Annotated in this window: 25 protein-coding genes; 12 read left to right on the top strand and 13 right to left on the bottom strand. The window is 61.8% G+C overall.

The features are described 5' to 3' along the window. Window positions 1-38 precede the first annotated feature (38 nt). Window positions 39-1,340 (top strand): aspartate aminotransferase family protein, encoded by a 1,302-nt coding sequence (locus tag B0G75_RS15955; protein WP_106307122.1) that lies wholly within the window; start codon window positions 39-41, stop codon window positions 1,338-1,340. 24 nt (window positions 1,341-1,364) lie between these two features. Here B0G75_RS15955 and B0G75_RS15950 read toward each other — a convergent pair whose 3' ends face one another. After that, window positions 1,365-2,327: a GlxA family transcriptional regulator gene (locus tag B0G75_RS15950; RefSeq protein WP_106307119.1), complete on the bottom strand. Its 963-nt coding sequence runs from the start codon at window positions 2,325-2,327 to the stop codon at window positions 1,365-1,367. 189 nt (window positions 2,328-2,516) lie between these two features. Between B0G75_RS15950 and B0G75_RS15945 the strand changes: the two genes are divergently transcribed. The 3 genes from B0G75_RS15945 (at window position 2,517) to acnB (ending at window position 7,057) form a co-directional block, all read left to right on the top strand. Next, on the top strand, window positions 2,517-3,719 hold the full coding sequence (locus B0G75_RS15945; RefSeq protein WP_106307116.1) for an MFS transporter: 1,203 nt from the start codon (window positions 2,517-2,519) through the stop codon (window positions 3,717-3,719). 6 nt (window positions 3,720-3,725) lie between these two features. Then, window positions 3,726-4,118 carry a substrate-binding domain-containing protein gene (locus tag B0G75_RS15940; protein ID WP_258194500.1) on the top strand — a complete coding sequence of 131 codons (393 nt, stop codon included), beginning with the start codon at window positions 3,726-3,728 and terminating at the stop codon, window positions 4,116-4,118. Between the two features lie 353 nt (window positions 4,119-4,471). Continuing rightward, window positions 4,472-7,057, top strand: coding sequence for a bifunctional aconitate hydratase 2/2-methylisocitrate dehydratase (gene acnB, locus B0G75_RS15935; RefSeq protein ID WP_106307114.1), 2,586 nt, complete (start codon window positions 4,472-4,474; stop codon window positions 7,055-7,057). Window positions 7,058-7,561: 504 nt separating this feature from the next. Here acnB and B0G75_RS15930 read toward each other — a convergent pair. Together B0G75_RS15930 and B0G75_RS15925 are read right to left on the bottom strand one after the other, a co-directional pair. Continuing rightward, window positions 7,562-8,623: a methyltransferase gene (locus B0G75_RS15930; RefSeq protein ID WP_106307111.1), complete on the bottom strand. Its 1,062-nt coding sequence runs from the start codon at window positions 8,621-8,623 to the stop codon at window positions 7,562-7,564. Window positions 8,624-9,048: 425 nt separating this feature from the next. Beyond that, entirely contained in the window at window positions 9,049-10,008 is a 960-nt protein-coding gene (locus B0G75_RS15925; protein ID WP_106308008.1) for a GlxA family transcriptional regulator, read from the bottom strand. Window positions 10,009-10,108: 100 nt separating this feature from the next. On the opposite strand from B0G75_RS15925, the gene B0G75_RS15920 reads away from it, so the two are divergent. Further along, a complete protein-coding gene (locus B0G75_RS15920) occupies window positions 10,109-10,402 on the top strand; it encodes a hypothetical protein (RefSeq protein ID WP_106307108.1) in 294 nt (97 codons plus the stop codon). Window positions 10,403-10,514: 112 nt separating this feature from the next. Further along, window positions 10,515-10,760 carry an NmrA family NAD(P)-binding protein gene (locus B0G75_RS15915; protein WP_106307105.1) on the top strand — a complete coding sequence of 82 codons (246 nt, stop codon included), beginning with the start codon at window positions 10,515-10,517 and terminating at the stop codon, window positions 10,758-10,760. A 124-nt stretch (window positions 10,761-10,884) separates the two neighbouring features. Here the strand turns inward: B0G75_RS15915 and B0G75_RS15910 are convergent, their stop codons facing one another. Continuing rightward, a complete protein-coding gene (locus B0G75_RS15910) occupies window positions 10,885-11,832 on the bottom strand; it encodes a LysR family transcriptional regulator (RefSeq protein ID WP_106308005.1) in 948 nt (315 codons plus the stop codon). A 119-nt stretch (window positions 11,833-11,951) separates the two neighbouring features. On the opposite strand from B0G75_RS15910, the gene B0G75_RS15905 reads away from it, so the two are divergent. Further along, a complete protein-coding gene (locus B0G75_RS15905; RefSeq protein WP_106307102.1) occupies window positions 11,952-12,677 on the top strand; it encodes an SDR family oxidoreductase in 726 nt (241 codons plus the stop codon). Window positions 12,678-12,720: 43 nt separating this feature from the next. On the opposite strand, the gene dld is transcribed toward B0G75_RS15905, so the two are convergent. Beyond that, entirely contained in the window at window positions 12,721-14,460 is a 1,740-nt protein-coding gene (gene dld / locus B0G75_RS15900; protein WP_106307099.1) for a D-lactate dehydrogenase, read from the bottom strand. A 151-nt stretch (window positions 14,461-14,611) separates the two neighbouring features. On the opposite strand from dld, the gene B0G75_RS15895 reads away from it, so the two are divergent. After that, the gene (locus B0G75_RS15895) at window positions 14,612-15,511 is read left to right on the top strand and encodes a LysR family transcriptional regulator (RefSeq protein ID WP_106307096.1); all 900 of its coding nucleotides are present in this window, start codon (window positions 14,612-14,614) and stop codon (window positions 15,509-15,511) included. An 89-nt stretch (window positions 15,512-15,600) separates the two neighbouring features. Here the strand turns inward: B0G75_RS15895 and B0G75_RS15890 are convergent, their stop codons facing one another. The 4 genes from B0G75_RS15890 to B0G75_RS15875 all read right to left on the bottom strand — a co-directional run bounded on the left by B0G75_RS15890 (window position 15,601) and on the right by B0G75_RS15875 (window position 17,680). Continuing rightward, entirely contained in the window at window positions 15,601-16,071 is a 471-nt protein-coding gene (locus tag B0G75_RS15890) for a universal stress protein (RefSeq protein ID WP_106307093.1), read from the bottom strand. A 168-nt stretch (window positions 16,072-16,239) separates the two neighbouring features. After that, window positions 16,240-16,449: a hypothetical protein gene (locus B0G75_RS15885; RefSeq protein ID WP_106307090.1), complete on the bottom strand. Its 210-nt coding sequence runs from the start codon at window positions 16,447-16,449 to the stop codon at window positions 16,240-16,242. Between the two features lie 62 nt (window positions 16,450-16,511). Next, window positions 16,512-16,805: a GYD domain-containing protein gene (locus B0G75_RS15880; protein WP_106307087.1), complete on the bottom strand. Its 294-nt coding sequence runs from the start codon at window positions 16,803-16,805 to the stop codon at window positions 16,512-16,514. A 272-nt stretch (window positions 16,806-17,077) separates the two neighbouring features. Beyond that, the gene (locus B0G75_RS15875) at window positions 17,078-17,680 is read right to left on the bottom strand and encodes a septal ring lytic transglycosylase RlpA family protein (RefSeq protein ID WP_258194499.1); all 603 of its coding nucleotides are present in this window, start codon (window positions 17,678-17,680) and stop codon (window positions 17,078-17,080) included. 281 nt (window positions 17,681-17,961) lie between these two features. Here B0G75_RS15875 and B0G75_RS40695 point away from each other — a divergent pair, with 281 nt between their 5' ends. Continuing rightward, window positions 17,962-18,327 (top strand): carboxymuconolactone decarboxylase family protein, encoded by a 366-nt coding sequence (locus B0G75_RS40695; protein WP_181309281.1) that lies wholly within the window; start codon window positions 17,962-17,964, stop codon window positions 18,325-18,327. Beyond that, window positions 18,317-18,736, top strand: coding sequence for a RidA family protein (locus tag B0G75_RS15865; protein WP_106307084.1), 420 nt, complete (start codon window positions 18,317-18,319; stop codon window positions 18,734-18,736). The genes B0G75_RS40695 and B0G75_RS15865 overlap by 11 nt, the downstream gene beginning before the upstream one ends. Before the next feature lie 104 nt (window positions 18,737-18,840). On the opposite strand, the gene B0G75_RS15860 is transcribed toward B0G75_RS15865, so the two are convergent. Continuing rightward, window positions 18,841-19,806 (bottom strand): Tim44 domain-containing protein, encoded by a 966-nt coding sequence (locus B0G75_RS15860; RefSeq protein ID WP_106307081.1) that lies wholly within the window; start codon window positions 19,804-19,806, stop codon window positions 18,841-18,843. 86 nt (window positions 19,807-19,892) lie between these two features. Continuing rightward, window positions 19,893-20,384, bottom strand: coding sequence for a CBS domain-containing protein (locus tag B0G75_RS15855; protein WP_106307078.1), 492 nt, complete (start codon window positions 20,382-20,384; stop codon window positions 19,893-19,895). A gap of 147 nt (window positions 20,385-20,531) precedes the next feature. On the opposite strand from B0G75_RS15855, the gene nhaR reads away from it, so the two are divergent. Then, complete coding sequence (gene nhaR, locus B0G75_RS15850; protein WP_106307075.1) at window positions 20,532-21,428, top strand: transcriptional activator NhaR; 897 nt, start codon at window positions 20,532-20,534, stop codon at window positions 21,426-21,428. 65 nt (window positions 21,429-21,493) lie between these two features. Then, on the top strand, window positions 21,494-21,895 hold the full coding sequence (locus B0G75_RS15845) for a hypothetical protein (protein ID WP_106307072.1): 402 nt from the start codon (window positions 21,494-21,496) through the stop codon (window positions 21,893-21,895). Window positions 21,896-21,923: 28 nt separating this feature from the next. Here B0G75_RS15845 and B0G75_RS15840 read toward each other — a convergent pair whose 3' ends face one another. Continuing rightward, window positions 21,924-23,048: an aminotransferase gene (locus tag B0G75_RS15840; RefSeq protein ID WP_106307068.1), complete on the bottom strand. Its 1,125-nt coding sequence runs from the start codon at window positions 23,046-23,048 to the stop codon at window positions 21,924-21,926. 45 nt (window positions 23,049-23,093) lie between these two features. Beyond that, window positions 23,094-24,335 (bottom strand): FAD-binding oxidoreductase, encoded by a 1,242-nt coding sequence (locus B0G75_RS15835; RefSeq protein WP_106307065.1) that lies wholly within the window; start codon window positions 24,333-24,335, stop codon window positions 23,094-23,096. Window positions 24,336-24,363: the final 28 nt, after the last annotated feature.

Below are 24,363 nucleotides of genomic sequence, written 5' to 3'. Positions count from 1 at the left end.
ACTGCAAGTTATTCCCGCTAGCCGTCAAGGAGAAGCAAGTGTCGCGAAACAATGATGCAGTTTTCTGGCGCAACGCCAAACAGCACCTCATCCGCTACGGCGGCACCTTCGAGCCGATGATCATCGAGCGCGCCCAGGGCAGTTTCGTGTACGACGCGGACGGCCGCGCGATTCTGGATTTCACCTCCGGCCAGATGAGCGCGGTGCTGGGACACAGCCATCCGGAAATCGTCTCGGTCATCAACGAATACGCCGGCAAGCTCGACCATCTCTTCAGCGGCATGCTGTCGCGACCGGTGGTGGACCTGGCGACCCGGCTCGCCGACATCACGCCCGACGGACTCGACCGCGCGCTGTTGCTCAGTACGGGCGCGGAGTCGAACGAGGCCGCCATTCGCATGGCGAAGCTGGTCACGGGCAAATATGAAATCGTCGGGTTTGCGCAGTCATGGCACGGCATGACGGGGGCAGCGGCATCCGCCACCTATAGCGCCGGTCGCAAAGGCGTCGGTCCAGCCGCGGTCGGCTCCTTCGCGATCCCCGCACCGTTTCTGTACCGGCCGCGTTTCGAGCGCCATGGCGAATACGATTATCTGGCGGAGTTGGACTATGCGTTCGATCTGATCGATCGTCAGTCCAGCGGCAATCTGGCCGCTTTCATTGCAGAGCCGATCCTCAGTTCCGGCGGGATCATCGAACTGCCGGAAGGCTACATGGCGGCCCTGAAGCGCAAATGCGAGGAGCGCGGCATGCTGCTGATCCTCGATGAAGCGCAGACTGGCGTCGGCCGCACGGGCACGATGTTCGCCTGTCAGCGCGACGGCGTCACGCCCGACATTGTCACGCTATCGAAAACACTGGGCGCCGGTCTGCCGCTCGCGGCCGTCGTGACATCCGCGCAGATCGAGGAGCGCGCCCATGAATTGGGTTACCTGTTCTATACGACCCACGTGTCCGATCCTCTTCCTGCCGCCGTCGGTTTGCGGGTGCTGGATGTGGTCGAGCGCGAGGGTCTGGTCGCGCGTGCGAACCTGATGGGCGCGCGACTCAAACGCGGCCTGCTGGATCTGATGGAACGCTTCGACTGCATCGGCGATATTCGCGGCCGAGGACTGCTGCTGGGAATGGAGATCGTCAAGGACCGCCGCACGAAGGAGCCGGCGGATGGGCTGGGCGCGAAGATCACCCGCGAGTGCATGAAGCTGGGGCTCAGCATGAACATCGTGCAATTGCCCGGCATGGGCGGCGTGTTCCGGATCGCCCCTCCGTTGACCGTTCACGAGGATGAGATCGACCTGGGCCTGGATCTGCTCGGACAGGCGATCGAGCGCTCGCTGTAGTTCATCGCGCGCGGGACCCCGCGCTTATTGGCGGGCGTCCCCAAGCGGCCCACGGCTTTCCCTGCTGAAGCGGCGGACCGCTTGAGGCGGCTGCCCGATGGTCCGCAGGAACGCCCGCCTCATTCGCTCGCGATCCGTCAAGCCGACTTCGTTCGCGATCACATCCAGAGATAAACGCCCTTTTTCCAGTAACAGCCGCGCGGCTTCGACCCGCAAATGTTCGACAGCTTTGGCGGGGGATTGCCCCGTTTCGGCACTGAAAGCGCGGCTGAACTGGCGTGGGCTCAGGCCGGCGACGTCGGCTAATTCCTCGACGGTCAAGGCATTGCGCAAATTGGCGTTCGCGTAATCGATAGCCTTCTGGATACGGTCGGATTTGGGCTCCAGGTCGAGCAACGTGGAAAACTGCGATTGCCCGCCGGCGCGGCGATGATAGACGACCAGCTTGCGGGCTACCGCGCGGGAAACGTCCTGGCCGTGATCCCCTTCGATCATGGCGAGCGCCATGTCGATCGTGGCCGTCATGCCGGCCGACGTCCAGATCGGTCCGTCGACGATGAAGATCTGGTCTTCTTCGACCGCTATGTTGGGGAAACGGCGCTGCAGGTCATGGGCGAAACGCCAATGGGTCGTCGCCCGGCGCCCGTCCAGCACCCCTGCTTCGGCGAGGATAAACGCGCCCGTGCATGGCGCCGCGACTCGCCGCGACGTTGTCAAAGCGCGCCTGACGAACGCAGTCAATGCGGTCGAGACGATGTCGATCTCGACGCCGGAGCCGAACATGACGGTGTCGAACGCGGCGTCGGAGAACGGCTGCGTTTCCACGCGGATACCCGCCGAGGACAACACGAGTCCGCCCTCTTCGGAGAGCAAGGTCACTTGATATGCGGGCTCTTCGAGCACGACATTCGCCAGTTCAAAGGCCGTCACTGCCGCAAAGCCCATCAGATAGAAATCTGGAAATACAACGAAGCCGATCGTGTGCATAGCTTGCCCAAGGCATGTCCTGAATCGTTTGTATATATGACATTTGAGACACGGTCAACGGCGATTATTCTCCATCCATACCGTTCCGGCGCACAGAGCCGGTCGGCCCGACGCCGCGATCGCGTGTCAGTCAGATTGCGACGCGCGTCTTCGGACTGAACCTCAAACCGCTTACCACGAGAACTTTGTATGGATCGCCGACTACTGATACTGGCCGTGGGCATGTTCGCAATGGGCACCGACAACTTCGTCGTCGCCGGTATCCTGCCAGGCGTTGCCGCGTCGCTGAACACATCGGTCAGCCTTGCGGGGCTGATGGTCACCTTTTACGCATTGACCTACGCGGTGGCCGCTCCGGTCATGGCGGCTCTCGCGGGCGGCTGGCCGCGCAAGCTCCTGCTGGTTGCCGCGCTCGGCATTTTCGTGGCCGGCAACATGTTCACCGCGCTCGCCACGGACTTGCACTGGGTTTTATTCAGCCGGGCTCTGTCCGGCTTCGGCGCGGCGCTGTTCTCGCCCACTGCGTTGGGCGTTGCTTCCGCGCTTGCTCCGCCCGAAAAACGCGGCCGTGCGTTGGCCGCGGTAACGGCTGGACTGACGGGGGCGACCGCGCTCGGCTCGCCGATCGGCACGTTTATCGGCGGATTCGGAAGCTGGCGAACGACGCTCTGGTTCGTCACGCTGCTCGGGACGGTGGCGATGATCGGCGTCTGGACGATGCTGCCATCCGTTCCCCGCCCTGCGTCCGTGAGGTTGCGAGAACGGCTTGCACCGGTTCGCGACGCACGGATAACGCTCACCTTGCTCACTTCGTTATTCGGCTTCGGCGGGTTCCTTATGGTGTACACGTATGCGGGCGTGGTGCTGCAACGTGTCACGCACGGCGACGGACGCATTCTCGCCGGCATGTTCCTGTTGTGGGGCGTGGCGGCGACGGCCGGCAATCTTCTCGCCGGCCGCCTCGTGGACCGGTTCAGGAGCCGCCACATCATCAATGCGATGCTGTGGCTTGCCATCATCAATTTTTGTGCGTTGCCGTGGGCATCCGCGCATGTATTCAGCACCATCGTTGCGCTCACGATCTGGGGCATATGTGGATGGGGGTTGATCGTCCCGCAACAACATCGGCTGGTGCAACTGAAACCGGACGTGGCGCCTCTGCTGCTGGCTCTCAACAACACCGCGACATATATCGGGCTCGCCTGCTCCGGCGTGCTTGGCGGCGCGGTGCTGCGGGAGACCGGTGCGCAGTACCTGAGTCTCGTTGCGGCCGCGCTGATTGCGATCGCGTTTCTGTTCGCCGAAGCCGCGCATCGTTGCATGAACCGGGTGCACGTACGACACGGTGCGACGGCCCAGCGTCGCGAGACCGCGGTCATGGGGAAACCCTGATCTCGGGTGGGTGTTGCGATTGCAGTGACAGCCGGCGCGCCGCGGCCCGCGATCGGCACTGAAGCCGCGTTGCGCGACGCCATTCTGGCCGCGCGTAGTATCGGCTACGCGACGGGCCCGAGCGGTTCACACCTAACCCGCCTGTTTCGAACGCTGGGCATCGCCGAGACCATTGCGCCGCGCATCGTGCCGGCGCCTCCGGGTGTTCCGGTCGGCACGCTCGTCGCGCGCGGGGACATCGAGCTCGGTTTCCAGCAATCGAGCGAGTCGATGCACCTGCCGGATATCGATGTCATCGGTTCTTTGCCCGCCGAAGTGCAGACCATCACTACCTTTTCGGTTGCCATATGCATGGCATCCCGACAAGAGATGCCTCAAGAGCATTGCTCTCATTTCTGACCTCCCCCGCGACCGCCCCCGCCAGGCTTCGTCACGGCATGGAGCTGGTATGAAAGGGGATGGACCTTGCTTAAACCTCCCGTCACGCGACCATGGCGTCCATCACCGGGGGCACGTCGTGCCTGCGCGCGAAAAGCTTCATCCTGACGGGGCGTCCTCGGATAAATCATTCGTGGAGTCCCCGTCTCCCGGCCGTTCAGAAGCCTCCGCTCGCGCCTTCAACTCTTATATAAGATATAAGATAATTGACCGCAGGCGCTTGTCACCTTTAAAATTGCACCTAAACGCTACCCGGCGCAGCCATGGCGGGCCGGATGCCATCCCCTGAAACGCCAACATCAGCAGGTTCTTTCATGCTTGAAAACTTTCGCGCTCACGCAGCCGCACGCGCCACGCTCGGTATTCCTCCCCTGCCGCTGACCGCCCAGCAGACCGCCGAGCTGGTGGAACTCCTCACCAACCCGCCCGCAGGCGAAGAGCAAACCCTGCTCGACCTGATCACCAACCGCGTGCCCGCCGGCGTGGACGAAGCCGCCCGCGTGAAGGCCGGTTTCCTCGCTGCCGTCGCCAAGGGTGAAACCGCCTGCACGCTGATCTCGCGCGCTCGCGCCACGGAACTGCTCGGCACCATGCTCGGTGGCTACAACATCCAGCCGCTGATCGAACTGCTGTCGGACGCGGAAGTCGGCACCGTTGCCGCCGAGGCGCTGAAGAAAACCCTGCTGATGTTCGACGCGTTCCACGACGTCAAGGAATTGGCCGACAAGGGCAACGCCAACGCGAAGGCCGTGTTGCAAAGCTGGGCCGACGCCGAATGGTTCACGAGCCGTCCGGAGGTGCCGCAAAGCCTGACCATCACCGTGTTCAAGGTGACGGGCGAAACCAACACGGACGACCTCTCGCCGGCGCCGGATGCCACCACCCGCCCGGACATCCCGATGCACGCGCTGGCGATGCTGAAGAACGCGCGCCCCGGCATCACGCCGGAGGAAGACGGCAAGCGCGGCCCGATCAAGTTCATCCAGTCGCTGAAAGAAAAAGGCCATCTGGTCGCCTACGTCGGCGACGTGGTCGGCACCGGCTCCTCGCGCAAGTCGGCCACCAACTCGGTGCTGTGGTTCACGGGCGAAGACATCCCCTTCATCCCGAACAAGCGCTTCGGCGGCGTGTGCCTCGGCGGCAAGATCGCGCCGATCTTCTACAACACCATGGAAGACGCAGGCGCGCTGCCGATCGAACTCGACGTGTCGCAAATGGAAATGGGCGACGTGGTCGAACTGCGTCCTTACGAAGGCAAGGCACTGAAGAACGGCGCGGTGATCGCTGAATTCCAGGTCAAGTCCGACGTGCTGTTCGACGAGGTGCGCGCCGGTGGCCGTATTCCTCTCATCATCGGCCGTGGCCTGACCGCCAAGGCGCGTGAAGCGCTCGGCCTGGCGCCGTCCACCCTGTTCCGCCTGCCGCAGCAGCCGGCCGATAGCGGCAAGGGTTTCTCGCTCGCGCAGAAGATGGTCGGCCGTGCGTGCGGGCTGCCGGAAGGCCAGGGCGTGCGCCCGGGCACCTACTGCGAACCGAAGATGACCTCGGTCGGCTCGCAGGACACCACCGGCCCGATGACGCGCGACGAACTGAAAGACCTCGCGTGCCTCGGCTTCTCCGCCGACCTCGTCATGCAGTCGTTCTGCCACACCGCCGCGTATCCGAAGTCGGTGGACGTGAAGACGCACCGCACGCTGCCGGACTTCATCAGCAATCGTGGCGGCATTGCGCTGCGTCCTGGCGACGGCGTGATCCACTCGTGGTTGAACCGCATGCTGCTGCCCGACACCGTCGGCACCGGCGGCGACTCGCACACGCGCTTCCCGATCGGCATCAGCTTCCCGGCGGGTTCAGGGCTGGTCGCATTTGCCGCGGCCACCGGCACGATGCCGCTGGATATGCCGGAATCGGTGCTGGTTCGCTTCAAGGGCAAGATGCAGCCGGGCGTCACGCTGCGTGACCTCGTCAACGCGATCCCGCTGTACGCGATCAAGCAAGGCACGCTGACGGTCGCCAAGCAAGGCAAGAAGAACATTTTCTCGGGCCGCGTGCTCGAAATCGAAGGCCTGCCGGATCTGAAGGTCGAGCAGGCATTCGAACTGTCGGATGCATCCGCCGAGCGTTCGGCTGCCGGCTGCACGGTGCACCTGAACAAGGAACCGATCATCGAGTACCTGAACAGCAACGTCACGCTGCTCAAGTGGATGATCGCGCAGGGCTACCAGGACCCGCGCAGCCTGCAGCGCCGCATCAAGGCCATGGAAGCATGGCTCGCCGACCCGCAACTGCTGTCGCCGGATGCGGACGCCGAGTACGCGGCCGTGATCGAGATCGACCTCGCCGACATCCATGAACCGATCGTCGCCTGCCCGAACGACCCGGACGACGTGAAGACGCTGTCCGACGTGGCCGGTGCGAAGATCGACGAAGTGTTCATCGGCTCGTGCATGACGAACATCGGTCACTTCCGCGCGGCGTCGAAGCTGCTGGAAGGCAAGCGCGACATTCCGGTCAAGCTGTGGGTCGCGCCACCCACCAAGATGGATCAGAAGCAACTGACCGAAGAAGGCCACTACGGCGTGTTCGGCACGGCCGGTGCGCGTACCGAAATGCCGGGCTGCTCGCTGTGCATGGGCAACCAGGCACAGGTGCGCGAAGGCGCGACGGTCATGTCCACATCGACCCGTAACTTCCCGAACCGTCTGGGCAAGAACACGAACGTGTACCTCGGCTCGGCCGAACTGGCGGCAATCTGCTCGCGGCTGGGCAAGATTCCGACCAAAGAGGAATACATGGCCGACATGGGCGTGCTGACCGCCAGCGGTGACAAGATCTACCAATACATGAACTTCGACCAGATCGAAGACTTCAAGGACCTGGCGGATACTGTCACGATGTAAATCGTGATGACTAGCTACGACGTGCGACGCGCGTTGTAGATGACGCAAAAAAGCGCCATAGGTGTTTGAATTGCACCCCGAAAAGTTGGACACCTGTCTGACGATTCGGGGTGTTTTTTTTGAGCCGGCACAACTGCAACGCTGTAGTAGAGCGAAGCGGCTGCGTGAGATCGGCCTCAGTGTGCATTGCGTTGTGCATGCAGGTGAGAGGAATGTATCTGCTGGACAGGCGACTCGCGCGGAACTCCGAACTGGGGCGCGGGCGGCGACCTTTGGAGAAGCGCACGTGCGCGTAGCTTGTGTGGCTTTCCTGTTCGTCAGTCCCTAGGCGGCCAGGAGCGGTCGTTCGAGATCGCAGTCGCGTGGCCATTCGAGCCGCTGCTCCGCGTCGAACATTCGACGTTGCAAACGACGGCATATCGCGCAACGCACCAGCCGCGCCAAACCAGTACCGTGTCGTCAGTTCCCGCCGGTGAGAATGCCTGCGGATTTCCCGGCGAGTTTCTACCTGGTTCCAATCACCATTGAATCGGGACCGGTGAGCGGCTCGACGCGTACCTGTGTGAACCCGACTTTCTGCATCCATTCACGACATTGCGCGCCGGTATAGTCGAATCCGCCAGGTGTCTCGATAAGCATGTTGAGGCTCATCAGCAAGCCAAAGGCGTTGCGCCTGCGGTCATCGTCGATTACCGCGTCGTAGACGATCAGGCAGCCTCCGGCAGGTAGCGCGGCGTAGCACTTCGCGAGGAGCTCGAGCTTCTGCGCGAGGTCCCAGTCGTGGAGAATGTGTCCCATCACGAGCACATCGGCAGCCGGACAGGGATCCTTGAAGAAGTCGCCCGGATAGAAATGCAGCCGTTCCTGCAGGCGATGCGACGTTACGTATTCTTCAAATACAGGGCGCACTACCGGCAGATCGAACCCGCCGCCGCGCAGGTGGGGATGCGCGAGCGCGACCTGCACCGGTAGCGCACCCTGGGCCGCGCCGATATCAATGAAGGTGCTGTAGTTCTGCCAGGGAAATTGTTGCGCAATCGCCTTCGCCGCGCCCAGGCTGACCCCGCTCATCGCCCGCAGGAAACCCCGTAGTTTGTGTTCGTCACCATACATCGCGTCGAAAAGATTGCCACCCGCTTTTGCCTCGTTCTGTGGCTGCCCCGTGCGAAGGGCTTCCGTCAGAGAACCCCAGAACGGATATAGCCGCGCGTTGGCCATTTCCAGCAATCCACCTACGTAGCTGGGCTTGGCCGCGTCCAGAAAAAACTCGGCGTCTGGCGTATTGCTGTATTTCCCATCTTCGCGTTCCAGCAGATTCAGTGCGACCAGTGCGTCAAGAAAATCAAGGGCCGGTCTCGGATGCAGTTCCAGTGCCTCGGCGAGCTGCGCGGCGTCCTGAGGACCGGTCGCGAGGCGCGAAAACACACCGAGTTCGACTGCGGACAATAGGGTCTTGGACGCCCAGAATCCCATGCCCAGTTGGAGTAGCCGTTCAGGGGATGGTTCGCGCTGGCGCGTGTTGTTAGCGCCAGGCTCCTGTTGATCCGTGCTCAGCGTGTTTCCCATCATTGCTCCCGGGGGACATGTGAAGAACTGTCACGTACGATGGTAGGCGAAGCGAGCTTTTTCAAGCGTTCGCTACCGTACAGACGAACTCCCGCCTTCGGTATGTCCGCCGCAAGTGAGCATCTCGCTCCCGATGCTCATCGCGTGTCATCACCAATCCCAATGCCGACAAGTCGACCGGCCGCGCGAAGCTCATGGCAGCCGTGCCCGATTGCGGGCCCGCACTGGCTCTGCCTCGTCATCATTGGGAACGGCCCACGGCGTCGGGCTCCCGGCCGGGGCGACGACACCCGGATGGCCGGTGGTCCCCGGATGCTGCCGTTGGATCGGCGAAGCTCCGCGCGTCTGGAACGGGTCCGCATGCCGCCAGTCGCCGTCCGGCAGAGGACGGCCCGCCCGGCCGCACGAATCGCCGCCTCGATCTCTCAGCGCAGGCCGGCGCGAAGCTCTCGAACGCCGCGCCCAGTTCGCCGGCGCAATAAAGTGCTCAATGTGGCTCCGTCGGAATAGCCTACTTCGGCGGCCGCAGCTTCGAGATCGAGACCGCCGTGCAGAAGCGATTGTGCATGTTCAACGCGTAAGTCCTGGAAATACGATAGGGGTGACTTACCCAATATGGTCTGGCAGCGCCGCTGTAAAGAGCGGGCACTGGTCCCCAGTGCAGCAGCGGCATCCTGTAATGCAAAACCGTCCTTCAGACGCTCCCTCGCCCACCTCTCGAACCGCAGCACAAGCGGATCGGCATGCGCCAGATGGTTAGGGATTATGTATTGCGCCTGTGACGATCGGAGATCGGCCAGCAGGTAACGCGAGACGACAATTGCCAACTCAGGGCTGACCTTGCGGATGAGCCAAAGCGCAAGATCGAGGTGTCCCATTGCAGCGCCCGCTGTGACGCCAATGTCGGTCGGCACGAGCATCCGGGATTCTTCAAGCTGCACTTCGGGATAGCGTTGCCGGAACAGTGGAGCAAGCCACCAGGTCGTTGTCGCTTCACGGTGATCGAGAAGGCCAGTCTCTGCCAACAGGAATACACCAATACACGACGTGGCGATCCTGGCGCCCATCGCATTCCACTTCCGAAGATGCGCAACGGCCTGCTTCACGTCGGGCCGCGCTAGCGCAGGTACGAGAAGCTCCGGGGTTGAGGTTCCCAGGGCGGGCACGACCACCCAATCCGGCTTTAGCATCGGCGCGATATTTTCGACCGGGATGACCAGCCCCCCATTGGTTCGCACCTTTCTTCGCACGCCCACAACGGTTATTTCAAAAGGCAACGGCTTTCCCTCCTGTGCGGAAAAGCTATTCGCGATACGGAGTGCGTCTAGCAACGCAGTGAATCCTGTATCGAAGACCCCATCAAGAGCAAGTACAACAAGGTGCATGGCGTGAATGACCATAAAGTTGGCATTTACGACTGTACGCTTTCGCGCTTCCCGTCGCTAGACTTTCCCTTGTCAATTCATGACAGACAAGGAGATTGGAATGAAAGTGTTTGCGATCGGAAAGGGCGTAAAGCCAATTACGGATGACGTCCGGCAACAGATCATGCCGAAGGAAGTCCCCCACACACTGAATCTCTACCTCGAAGGCAAGATCGAGCAGTTCTACTTCATCGACGAAAACCCCGGCGTTGTCTTCCTGATGAACGTCGAATCACTGGACGATGCAAAGGCGACCGTGGCCGCCATGCCGCTCGCCTCGGCTGGTTATCTCGACTTCGAGTATCTGCCGGTTGGCCCCCTCAAGCCGCTCGGCATGCTGCTTCACGGCAAGTAAGTTCGGAAGGTGCCGTTGATGAAACCCATTTTCATCGACGGCGCCATTGGATTTATGCGCGCCGGCGTCTTTTGACCGCTGACGCAATCCAGACAAACCGAAGGACATTGCTATGAACCCGAAGATTCTTATCTCCGGTGCCACCGGACAAACAGGCAGTATCGCAACGCAACTTCTCCTGGCCAGAGGCTTCGACGTTCGGGCGCTGGTTCGCAAGGAAGACGAACGGTCGGAGAGGCTGAAGGCGCTCGGAGCAGAGGTGCTCGCCGCAGACATTCTCGACTTCCGCGCCGTGCAGCCGATGCCTATGGATCGAAGCGCTTCGAGTTCGCATAACAGGTGTGAATGTGCCGTTTGATTCAGGACGGGAAGATGCGTGGCGCGCTCCAGTCAAAGCTCAGGCAGACACGCTCGAATCGACCGTATAAAACTGCGCTGAGTTGGCCATCCTCAGATGTGGGCATCGTTTGCCGCGGGATTCGTCACTGACTGCCGCGTCTTTTCCGCTTCTCTTCGAACGCCTGCGCGAACACGTCGGCTAGCCATGCGAGCCCCGGATCCTGGTCGCGCGCGGCGGACCACATCAGCGAGACCTCGTAGCCCGGCACGTCGAATGGCAGCGGACTCATCGCCAGATCCAGCGCGTCGCGCCAGACGCGGCCAATGAAGTCCGGCACCGTGGCAATCGCAGGCGTGCGCTGGACGATAAACGGACTCGTGGCGAAATTCGCGCTGGAGAACACTACATCGCGCTTGAGCCCCTCCATTGCCAGCCGCTCGTCGATAAAGCCCTGCAGGCCGGCGCTAAACGAAGTCAGCACGTGCCGATGTTGCAGGAATTCCTCCATCGTCAGACGTTTGCGGCGGGTCTTGATGAGGCGCGGATTGTAGACACTCACAAAGCGCCATTGAAACAGCGGCCGGCGCCGCTGCCATTGCACGCATTCGGGGAACACGCCGACCGCGAGTTCGATTTCCCCTTCGTCGAGCATCGCGGCCGCACGCGTCGAATCGGTGGGCCGCGCGATCAGCTTCACGCCGGGAGCCGCGGCGGTCAGACGATCCATGATTTCCGGCATCATCAGGACCTCCAATGAATCGCTCAAGCCGATGCGGAACACGCGCTGCGCGCTCGCCGGGTCGAACACGGGTGGCTGCGTGAGCACCTGATGCAGCGATTGCAGAAATGGCTCGATCTGCCGCGCCAGTTCGAGCGCGCGCGAGGTAGGCGCGATGCCGCGCGAAGTGCGCACGAACAGATCGTCGCCGAACGCCTCGCGCAACCGTTTGAGCGCCCCGCTTACCGCCGGCTGGCCGAGAAAGAGCCGTTGCGCCGCCCGGGTGACGCTACGCTCCTCGAACAGCGCGCGAAACGTCAGCAGCAGGTTCAGGTCGAAATGCCTGAAATCATTTTCAATGATGTTGGTCATCGTAATGAACGATTTGAATGATATGCGTCTGACACGCATTCTATCGCCATGGGAGCGCCGCAACGTGCGATGGGATGGCCGGCTCGGCCTGCTCCCCCCTCATCTACAGGAGCAGCGATATGGAATGGCAAAATCAGAAAGTCGTGGTGCTGGGCGGTTCGTCGGGCATCGGCCTCGCGACGGTTTCGCGTCTGGCCGCGGCCGGCGCGAACGTCGTCGCGGTCGGTCGTGACCAGCGCAAACTTGACAAGGCACTCGCGGGCATCGAAGGACGTGGGCAGGTTGCCGGCGAAGCGCTCGACTGCAACGACCGCGCCGCGCTCGACCGTTTCTTCGCTCGCGTGGGCGCCGTTGATCATCTGGTGCTGACGCTCTCCGGCGGCGAGGGCGGCGGCCGCTTCGACGAGCTCGATCTGACTGCGCTGCGTCGCGGCTTCGAGGCCAAGCTCTGGCCGCAGCTCGAAGCGGCGCAGGCCGGCCTGCCGGCCCTCCGTCGCGACGGCAGCTTGACACTCGTCACCGCCATTTCCGCACGCATCGCCAATCCCGGCACCGCTGGCCTGGGTGCGATCAACGGCGCACTGGAAAGCATGATCGGCACGCTCGCGCGCGAACTCGCGCCACGGCGCGTGAACGCCGTTTCGCCAGGCGTGATCGATACCGCGTGGTGGGACAAGTTCCCCGCCGGCGTCAAGACGGATCTGTTCCGCCAGCAAGCGGAAACGCTGCCGGTGGGACGCGTCGGCCACGCGGAAGACGTGGCGCACGTGCTTCAGTTTCTGATGGAGAACACCTTCATGACCGGTGCTGTCATCGAATGCGACGGAGGCTTGCGGCTGCTTTAACGGTCGCTAAGTGGCGTGGGCAGTTCGCAGTAACCGTGTTCAGCTAAACCGCCGTTTCCCGATAATTTCTGAACTTCGACGTCTGCCCGATCCCCGGATTGAAGCAGTTGCAAGGATCCAGTTGCCGATAGAACGCTGCAAGCTGCGGCTTCGCGTGGTAAAGATGGCCGACGTTATGTTCCGCCGGATATTCGGCGCCGCGGCGGTCCAGCAGTGTCCACATTTTATGTTCGACCTCCAGGCAGTCGTTGCCCTTCCTGACGATGTAATCCTGGTGGAACACATGGCACAGGAAGTGGCCGTAGTACAGCTTGATGGCAATCGTTTCCTCGATCTCGGGCGGCAACGTCTCGATCCAGTCGCGATCGTTGCGGCGCAATGCGATGTCGAGTGCGACGATATTCTCCACCTCGCGGGTATGCACGGCACGATAGCGAACCGCGGCACCGGCGGCAGCGAAGCGATGCAGGAACGCTTTTCTGCCCTCTTCATCGGTGCATTCGAAATAAGCACCCGTGGCGTTCCCAAAGTACGCGGAGAGGAACGCACGGGTTTCGCCGACGCTTTCGGCTGCGACCTTCAGCATCAGGTGGTGCTCGTATTTGTCGCGATACTGTTTCATCCGCACCGGCAAATGGCTCGGGAACAGGCGGCTCGCGGCCTGCATGACGCGATCCGCGAAATGCGAAGGGAGAAAGCCGAGGCGATCGAACAACGCATCGCAACGGCTCTTCAATCCGAACAGCGCGGGCAGGCGCGACGTGCCAAGATAATTGATCGCCAGAAAGGTGTCCTTGCCGTACTCTTCGGCGACGTCGAAAGCATCCCGATGAAGATATTCGCCCGAGATCGGCAAGAATTTGAAGTCGTGCAGCGCGTGGCGGCGGATCTCGGTGAGCTCGTCAGGTTGGTTCGTGCCGATATAAAACACCTTGGCGTTCTGTTCGATCGGGAACGTGTCGAGTCTCACGGCAAACACCATCAGCTTGCCGGCCGAGCCTGATGCTTCATGAAGGCGCTGCGGGTCGGCATTAAAGCGCGCCGGCGTATCGGCATCGACCTCACGCACATGGCGCGCGTAACCGTGGTCCGACCCGGCGCCCGCGTTGTGCTGGACATCGGAATCCGAGAACTCACCGCGTTCGAGCCGGCCTAGCATATCCTCGGGCGTCTCGCCGAGCCGGATCCCGAGATGGTTGACGAACTGCAGCTTGCCCGTTTCATCGACCTGCGCAAATGCCGCCATTTCCGTATACGCCGGGCCGCGCTGCACCAGCGCACCGCCCGAGTTGTTGCAGACACCGCCAAACACCGACGCGCCGATGCAACTCGAGCCAATCACCGAATGCGGTTCCCGGCCAAGGGGCTTCAGCGTCCTTTCCAATTGATCGAGCGTTGCGCCGGGCAGGCAGACGACCTGCTTGCCGCCGTCGATCACAAACACTTTCTTCATGCGGCTCGTGCTGACGATCACGATGTCGCGATCGTAGTCGTCGCCGTCGGGCGTCGAGCCGCCCGTGAGGCCCGTGTTCGATGCCTGCGTGATCACGATCACGTTCGCCGCGACGCACGCCTGCAGCACTTTCCATTGCTCGACGATCGTACCGGGGCGCACCACCGCGAGCGCCTTGCCCGCGCCAAAGCGAAAGCCGGTCCGGAAGCTGCGGGTCGCGGCGTCATCGGTCAGCGTGTGTTTCCTGCCGACGATGCTGCGTAGCTCCGCGATCAAAGTGTGGGCCACATTGGGGCGGGCGGTGGCTAACGGTGTGTGCGCTGCTGACATCGGATTCTCCTCGTGAGGTATCGATGCGAGCCGCGACCTTGTCCAGCGTTGTCGGCTGCGGCCTTTGCGCGCATCGGATTGACACGAAGGTTAAAATCAGTGCCGTCATTAGTCCAATATCTTGAAGACGCTATTTGGAGACGAAAAACATATGGAATTTCGCCAACTGCGTTACTTCCTCGCCGTCGCCGAACACCTGCATTTCACCGACGCAGCGACTCATCTGGGCATCGCGCAGCCGCCTTTGAGCCAGCAGATCCTGAAGCTCGAGCGGGAAATCGGCACCTCGCTGTTCCTCCGCCATCCACGCCGCGTCGAGCTGACCGAGGCGGGACGACTCTTTCGCGAACGTGCGCAACGTATCGTGGATGACGCGCAGCAGGCCTTCGTCGAAGTGCAGAACGCGGGACGCGGCGAGACCGGGCGCCTCTCGCTCGGCTTCGCGGGTTCGACGGTGTTTCATCCGGCGGTCGCGATGACGATGCAGCGCTATCGGCACGCGTATGAGCGTGTGTCGATCAGTTGCGAGGAGAGCAACAGTTCGCTGCTGCTGGATAAAGTCGCCGACCGGCAGCTCGATGCCGCGCTGGTGCGCATGCCGTTGAACTGCCGGGATCTGATAGTCGAACCATTGGTCGACGAAGACATGTTGGCGGTGTTGCCGGCAAACCATCGCTTGAACCGGCGACGGCGCGTCGATCTGGCGGATCTTGCGGACGATCCGTTCATCCTCTTTCCGCGCCCCATCGGCCCGGATTTGCACGACTCGATCATCGGCGCCTGCCGTGAAGCCGGCTTCGCGCCCTTGATCGGCATGGAGTCGCCGCAGATCTCATCGGCGGCGAATCTCGTGGCGGCGGGGTTCGGCGTTGCGGTGGTTCCCGCGTCGATCCGGCAGATCCAGGTTGAAAGCGTGTCGTATCACGGACTGCGGGGCAATCCGCTGTCGACGGGTATCGCGTTGATCCATCGACAGCGCGAGAAGTCGCCGACCGTACTGAACTTCGTGAGGATTTTGCGCCAGCAACGAACCGCCGCCCGCAAGGGGTGAGGTTCAACGCGGGATCCTAACCATGAGGATGCCGATTGAATTGACTCGCGTACTTCCGCGCTGGCGCCCTTCCTCGTCCGTCAAGCTGGCTAGTGCGCCGGATGCGCGCCGCCTGGCGCCGACTGCCGCACGACGAGAACCGGGATTGAACTGTGCGTCAGTACCTTCTGGGTTTCGCTGCCGAGCAAAAACGCCCTCATGCCGCTTCGACCGTGCGACGCCATGACGATGAGATCGCAGTTCTGTTGCGCTGCAACGCTGATAATCGCTTCATAAGGATGGGCGCGACTTTCAGAGACCGTATTGCACTCCACGCCAGCCTGCGCGGCCGCTTTTTTGATGACGCGAAGATAGTCATCCGCGCGCTGTCGCGCGGTCTGAATGATGCGATCCTCGTTGTCGGCAATCATCTCCGTGCCATACGCGAGGACATGAAACTCCGGAATGACATGGAGGCCCGTGACTTTGGCTCCGCTTTCCGCGGCGAGCGTTACCGTCATCTGAATGGCGGCCTCGGAAAGCGTCGAGCCGTCGATCGGCACCAGCAGATGCTTGAACATACGTTTCTCCCCCCGCGACCTGGCCCGGCTCGCGTCGAAATCCTGCCCGGCGCCTCTCTCACCTGAAGCCGGCGAACCTGAATCAGAGGCGGCCTCTTTAAGTATAGTCACCCTCGCCTCGCAGGCGGGGGCTGTCACTGAGCGATAACAAGGCGCTCCCGCGCCTCTTTATCGGTCTTCCGTCAGCCCTTTCAGATAAGCGTCGCCGGCGTCCTGAGCCGCGGCGCGCATGGCGAACCTGTCGTCCGAAACCATCGACCGTTTGACCTTTTTTGCTTCGAAGTCGACCAACGTTATCACCCAGACAAACTCGCCAGCCTGCTCGGCCGTTTGAACGAATGCGCGTACGGCTTCACTGTCGCCTGTTTTTGCGTTCATTGTGATCTCCTGAGAAAAAGTCGCGGAAAGAGACCGGCTCACGTGCCGGATGAGGGCCTGTTTTATGGAAGTTTGCCGATAATCGCGCTGCATTCGTCCTTCGTAAACGCGCGCAGCGTTTGCGTGCGGACATTGCCTGCCGATCCCAGCGCATAGCCGAATGCCGCGAAGCTCTGTTCATCCGGTGCGTCGATGACCGTGACGATGTCGTATTTGCCCACTGTCCAGAAGATCTGTTTCATTTCACAGCCGAAGGACTTGGCCAACTCCGCCGCCTGACCAGCCCGCTGCGGACTGTTTTTGATGTTGCGTATGCCCTGATCGGTGAATTGTGCAAGCACCACATAGGTCGCCATGACGATTCTCCTGACGATTAGTCGAAATCGCGTTGTCTACGCGCAAGCTCGATCGCGAACGCGGCTGCGATCGGGTTGCCCGAAAGCGTTCTGCGCGTAACCTGATTCTATGCAATGGAATTGCGTGCCACTGGCTGTTTGGCTCGATGTGCAGTGGCGCGGCGGACAGATCGTGCTCGCCTCAGATAACGGACCCGTGATTCTTTCGACGCTCGTTGGTCAGAGTGACGAGCCGAACAACGATAAGCGTGCGTTGTCGTTGTGCCGTCCACTCAACGCAACGAATGACTATCCTGCGCGTAGCCTGACGACCTGCCGCGTTCGCTTTCCTGTGCGCCTGCGCCCGGCTTCACGGTACCGTCGGCCTGCGGAACTTCCACCGGTTTGACTTCGACGGGCGCGACGCCGTCTTTCTTCAACCCGAGCTTGTCCGCAGTTTTGGGTGACAGGTCGACGATTCGATCCTTGACATAGGGGCCGCGGTCCCTGATTTCGACCACCTCGCTATTACCGTTTTTCAGATTCGTGACCCGGGCCTTGGTGCCAAGCGGTAGCGTCTTGCTCGCGGCGGCGTTGGACTGCGGATTCATCGGCATACCGTCGGCCATTTCTTTTTTATAAAACGCCCGACCGTAGTACGACGCCTTGCCCTTGCGCGTCTTGCCGGAGCGATCGAGATGGCGTGGGGCCGGCGTCGCGCTTGCCGGGCCGGTATCGGCGGATGCCGGCGGTTGCGCCGGAAGCGCCGTGCTCAGGAAGCACGACAAGACCACAAACAGAAGCGTGCGAAGCGTGGCTCCTTGAGCGCGTCGCAAACGAGCGTGGTCGGCATCTCCGGGCAGCCGATTCTGCGTGGTATGAAGTTTGTTTTCCATTTGCCACTCCTTGCCAGCTTCTGGAGGCCGCGGGCACTTCGTTCAATGAGCGGTACATAAATTACCGGTGCGTTCGGGATGCTGAATAAGCCGCCCGCGCCAGGTTAAGCGATGTCTGTCTTAGTTCGGTCCCGCGTCCGTTTGTTCATTGCGCGGGCCGCCTGGCGAGTCCACGCGCAGCTGCGCCGCCTGCGCCACACGATTGCGTTCACCGGAAACCTGCGACAATCATCGTCCATGCTCAAACATCTGTTGATTGCCTCACTTCCCGCGGATGACACATGCCTGTTTCACTAGCAATTTCGTCGCCACATACGCCCAAAACCGCCGCGGCTGTCGCGTTCGCGAAGACGCTGATAGAGACGCGCGGCAAGGTCACCGAAAGTGATCTGCACGCCGTGCGCGAAGCCGGTTTCAGCGATGCGAACATCGTCGAAATCATCGCGCTCGCGGCGCAATTCATGCTGACCAACTTCGTGAATAACGTGTTCAATACCGAGGTCGATTTTCCGGTCGTCGAAACCGAAGTCGCTTGGCGACAGCGCGCTGCCACGCTTAGACCAGGAGATCGATCATGTGCCGAGTCGATGCAACTACTGCTGAAAACCGCTCGGCCCTTTCTGCATGGAGTGAATCATGAGCCGTGAAATCATTCGTGTCGAACCGCTTTCGAGCTGGCTCGAACGCTGGAAAGCGCCGACTTCCGCCGTCACCCGCCACGGCGACACGATCTATGTGTCCGGTTTTCCGCCGTTCGATCCACGCACCGGCGAAGTGATGGACGCGCCGATCGAACTGCAGACGGAACGGGTATTGGAACAATTGAAGCTGTGCGTCGAGACGGCGGGTTCATCGCTCGATCAGGTGCTCAAATGCAACGTGTACTGCACGTCGGTTGAAGCGTTTCCGGCCGTGAACGCGATCTATGCGCGTTTCTTCGGAGCGAACCCGCCTGCGCGGATTTTCGTCAATGTGCCGGCGTGGCCTGGGCGCTTCGACATCGAGATCGATTGCGTCGCGGCAATCGATAGCAGCCGCGCCTCAGTGTCTGGATGATGCCGGTCGCAGGGTCATTCCTCGCCGCTCTTTGAAACAGGAAATGGAATGCATGAGCGGCAAAAAGCCGGCGCTTCTTCGCGCCGGCTTCAACCATGCCGCTATCAGTCGATCTGCTGGATGCCGGCCAGTCGCCACGCCTGGTCACCCTGTGCCTGCTTCACCAGGTTCCAGATTTCCTGGAACGGCTGCGCGGTCTGTGCATCGTCTTCCCGAATCTGACCGTAGAAGCGCACGCTGACCAGCGTCTCGTCCGCGTTGCTTTCGGTACTGAGCAACTCGGCTTCGAGTTGCGGCACCTCCGTGTGGCTAGGCTCGCGGCCCCGTGTTTCCAGATCCTGCTTGAGACGCGCGAACATCTCCGGCGTCGTCAACTCGAACAGGTCACCCTGCTCGTTGCGGTCCCATGCGCCTTGAAGCCGCATGAACATCGCCTTCGCCGATACGAGAAATGCCGCCTGATCCGGGCCGGACGAAAGCTCGGGCGCCTTCACGGTGTCCGCTACCGCGGCCGATCCCATCGCGGCACGCGGCCAGCCGCGAAAATTCGTCGTTTCAGGCCGCGCTTGCCCCATTTGATTCAGAAACGGCGTGCCGCCGTTTTGCTGCCGGTTCGCGGCGCCGTTCCCATAAGCGAGATCCGGACGACGCCGATTGGCGATAAAGCGGAACAGCATGACGCCCGCGAGAATCACCGCGCCGATCAGCAACGCGTTGGACATCAATTGCGCGAGTCCCTCGCCGAGGCCAAACGATGACAGCAACGCCGCGATGCCGAGTCCGGCGGCGAGCCCGGCGAGCGGACCCATCCAGCGATTACCCGCCGCGGCAGCCGGCGCCTGTGCGGCCTGCTGCGCCGGTTGAGCTTGCTGGCTGCGCTGTGCCGGCCCGGACGGCGACGCCGTTTGCGACTGTCTGCCGATGCTTTGGCTCCCGCCCACGCGCTTCGCTTCGGCATCGTTCGAAGCCACGGCGCCGAGAGCAAGGAGCCCTGCCAGACCGAGCACCGCCGTCCCGCGCGTCACCGCACCGGCAGCACGTCGAAGTTGATTGATGATTTGCGTGTACATAAAAAGCCTCTTTGATAAGTCAGGGGACTGTCCGCTTCGCGCGCTCTGCCTCGTCGCGCCGAACACATTACGAACAGTAATTTTTCTCAGGTCGCAAAACCGGCTGGTGAGTGCGTTTGAAAGCCACGGTGGCCGACCTGAACACTGTTGCCATGGATGTAATGCTCCAACTGCCGGATCGTGTCTTCCTGCTCGGCAATCAAATTCTTGATCAGGTCGCCGATCGACACCATGCCGATCACCTGCCCTTCCGTAATGACAGGCAAATAGCGAATCCGGTACTCCGTCATGAGCGCCATGCATTCCTCGGTGGTCTGCTCCGGGCCGACATAGCGCACGGTCGTCGACATGATGTCGCGCACCGGCGTATTCCTTGATGAGCGGTGCATTAGCGCGATCTTGCGCGCGTAGTCGCGCTCCGTGACGATGCCGGCCACCCGCCCCTCATGGACGACGATGAGCGCTCCCACCCGCCGGTGAGCCATGATCGCGACCGCGTCGTAAACCGAAGTGGATGCCTGGGTCGACCATACCGTCTGGGACGCTTTTGAACGCAGGAATTGTGCAACCGATGCCATCTGCCACCTCCGTCAGCTACCGTTAACCGCCCACATGAACCCTTGGGCGAGACCTCAATCTACCTGAACGTGAGATAACGTAAAATGCGTATTTTTTATAGCGATACTTCGAGAAAACCGTAGCATTGCGTAATCTGTGGGGCAATCGTGAACTTTAAGCATCTGCATTACTTCTGGGTCGCGGCGCACGCGGGCGGCATCGTTCGGGCGGGCGAGCAGTTGCATATCTCGCCGCAAACGTTGAGCGGCCAGATCAAACTGCTCGAAGAAGCGCTGGATAAGAAGCTGTTCAGGAAAAGCGGCCGCACGCTCGAACTGACCGACGCGGGGCGCCTTGCGCTCGATTACGCCGACGAGATATTCTCGCTAGGCTCGGAGCTCGAAAGCGCCGTGCGGCGCGAGAACGAAGCGGGCCCGCAAACGCGGTTTCGCGTCGGCATCGCGGATTCGGTGCCGAAGGCGATCGCGTACCGGCTGCTGGAGCCGGCGCTAAGCCCGTCCGTATCGGTGCGCATGATCTGCCACGAGGGCAAGCTGCATGCGCTGCTCGCGCAACTGGCCTTGCACCGCCTCGACCTGATCATCGCGGATGCTCCCATTCCCGCCGACGTCAATGTCAAGGCATTCAATCACCGGCTCGGCCGATCCACGCTCAGTTGCTTCGGCGCGCAAGCGCTGATCCAGGGCGGCAAGAAACGCTTCCCGTTGTCGCTCGGTCAGTTGCCGGTGCTGCTGCCCGGTACGGAATCGGCGGTGCGCCGCAAGCTGGACCACTGGCTGGCGTCCCATGCCATTTCGCCGCGCATCGTCGGCGAATTCGACGACGGCGCAATGACCATGGCGTTCGCTCGCGAAGGCCGCGGCTTGCTGTTCGCGCCCACGGTACTGGAAAGCCAGTTGCAGGCCGAGCACAAACTCACGACGGTCGGGCAGATCAATTCCATCGTCGAGGAATTCTTTGCGATTTCTATCGAGCGCCGGATCAGCCATCCGGCTGTCGCGATGATTCTGGACGCGGCGCGCAGCGAGCTGTTCAACGTCTAGCGGAGCATGCTTGCGGAGATGCCATTACAATCCAGCACTTCGATCGGACAACCTTGATTCGCGCCATGAAATATCTCCTCGCATCGACACTCGTGGCGCTCGTCGCTGCCGCAAGCACGGCCGCGACCGCGCAGACATCCGGGAGCAGCGACACGCCCAAACTGCAGTGCGCAATTGGGTATGTCACCGGTATCGGCGGGTCGGCGCAGAGCTTTCGCGAATATCTGGCGACACCGGAAAGAGACCGATATCGCTTCCTCGCGGACAACCCGATTCAATGCAAGGTTTCCGACGAAGGTCGTGCGTCCGGCTGTACCGGACTCACGAGCCTGCGGCATGAAAAGGTCAGCGTGTACGACGACATCGACAGTGAGACGATGTCCGTCGTCGCGCGCGTGGAACTCGAACACGGAACGTATCCGGTCATCATCTCCGTGCGAAGACAGGACGTGAAGTGCGAGGAGTAAGTGCCCTCACGCCCCGCTCGGCAATGAATCAGGCTCGACGCCTCGCGAGAAATCCTGAAATTTTGGCAAGCCCTGTTTCGAGCACGTCGCGGTTGTTGGCATACCCGAGGCGCACATAACCCTCCATGTCGAGCGCACTGCCCGGCGTCAGCATCACGCCGGTTTGTTCAATCAGTTCAATGCAGAATTCGAGCGACGACATCGGCAGGTCGTACTTCAGCAACGCCGTGGTTCCGGACTTGGGCTTGATATAAGACATCGACGGTTCTTTGGCGATCCATGCGTCCACGATCGCCAGATTGGTCCGCACGATGTCGTGGTTGCGCGCCAGAATCGCCGCACGATTTTCCAGCGCGATGGAAGCAAAATGATCGTCGATCATGCCGACGCTGATCGTGTTGTAGTCGCGATGAATCGCCACGGCACGAATCAGATCCTTCGGGCCGGCGATCCAGCCGAGCCGCAAACCCGCGAGCGAGTATGTTTTGGACATGCTGCCGGTACTGATGCCGCGCTCGTACAGATCCGCAATCGAAGCGGTATAACCGCTGCCTTCCTGGTCCGTGCCGCGATACACCTCGTCGCAGAGCACATACGCTCCGCACGAACGCGCAATTTCGCCGACCTCGGCGAGGAACGCCTCGTCCATCAGCGAACCGGTGGGATTGTTGGGGTTGTTGATCGCGATGAGCCGGGTTTTGTCATTGACGAGACTGCGCAATTCGGCGAGATCAGGCAGAAACCCGTTCTCTTCGCGCAGCTTCAGAATCCGCACGTCGGCGCCGTAGCTCTCTGGAATCGAATAGTGTTGCTGGTAGGTCGGTAGAACCGAGATCACCGTGTCGCCAGGCTCGACCAGGGTTTCGTACACCAGCGCGTTGCCGCCGATGGCGCCGTGCGTCACGATCAGGTTTTCCGGCGACTGGCGCGCGTACATGGCCGAGATCGCCTCGCGTAAGCGGGCCGATCCTTCGATCGCGCCGTAGGTCAGCTTGAGCCCGCGCAGCTCGTCGAGAATGCTGTCCTGTTTGTTCGCGAGCGTCAGCAACTGATCGACCGTCAGCGATTCCACGCAGGTTTCCGCCAGGTTGTACGTACACCGGTTTTCGTACAGATCCATCCAGCGTTCGACGCCGAAGTCCTTGATCTTCATCTCACTCTCCTTTGTTATTCAATCAGTGAATCCGTTGGTGAACATCTAGCGGAACCGCTCGGGACGGAATGGACGCGCATCGATAAAAGGCTGGGCGCCCGTCATCATCTCCGCCAGCAAACGGCCCGTCACCGGACCAAGCGTCAAGCCATGATGGTTGTGGCCAAACGCGAACCAGAGCCCTCGATGGCGCGGCGCCGGCCCGATGACCGGCCGCATGTCGGGCGTGCACGGCCGCAAGCCGAGCCACGGCTGTTCGTCGAGCCGCGCGCCGAGACCGAAGGTCGGTCTGGCAGTACGCTCCGCGCGCTCCAGTTGCACGCCTGTCGGCGGCGCCTCGCGCCGGGCTATTTCGACGCCTGTCGTGAGCCGCAAGCGGCCTTGCATCGGCGCCACCACGTAACCCTGCTGCGAGTCGACGAGCGGCATCGACAGCATGGGTTTCGTGGGTTGGTAATGCATGTGATAGCCGCGTTTCGCCCGCAGTGGAATGCGATATCCGAGCGACGCGACCACCCGATCCGACCACGGGCCCAGCGCGACAACGACCTCTTTCGCGCTGATCCTGCCCGACGAGGTCTGCACGATCCACGCGCCGCCTTCCGCGTTCACCGTCGTCGCCTCGCCGATCAACAGCGCGCCGCCGCCCTCCTCGAACAGACGTGCATAGCCGTTCGTCAACGCACCGGGGTTGACGATGCTCTTCGGATCCTGCCAATGCAACGCTCCGCAGAATCCCTCTGCGACGCCGGGCTCGCGCGCCGCCAGTACCGCCGCGTCGAGCGTCGTCACACGCAACCCATAGGTACTTGCCGTTACTTCGGCCGCCGCCGCTTGCCGCGAGAATTCCGCCGGCGTGCGAAACGCCTCGATCCAGCCTTTGTCGCTCGCTAGCTGTTCGAGGCCGGCACGCGCGATCAGCACATCGTGCTCTGCAACGCTGTGCCGCATCAGAGGCAGCATATCGTGCGCCGCCGCCATCAGCCGTTCGGGTGACGACTCCCACCAGAAGCGCGCGAGCCAGCCGGCAAAAGACGGCAGCGCCCGATAGTCCCAGTAAAGATCGGTCGAGCGATTGCGCGCATAACGCAACAGCGTGCCGAGATTGCGCGGAAAGGCGTACGGAACGACCGACGAACTTTCGATCAGCCCGGCGTTGCCGAAACTGGTCTCTTCACCCGGACCACGCCGGTCGACCAGCGCCACCCGGCGGCCGCGATCCTGCAAGTGCAGCGCGGACGACACGCCGACGATCCCCGCACCCAGCACGATTACATCGAAATCCATACACTCGCTCTGCTTTCCCTGGCGGGAC

The organism is Paraburkholderia sp. BL18I3N2 (assembly GCF_003001875.1).
Classification (GTDB): Bacteria; Pseudomonadota; Gammaproteobacteria; order Burkholderiales; family Burkholderiaceae; genus Paraburkholderia; species Paraburkholderia phytofirmans.
This window is presented reverse-complemented; position numbering and strand designations above follow the sequence as displayed.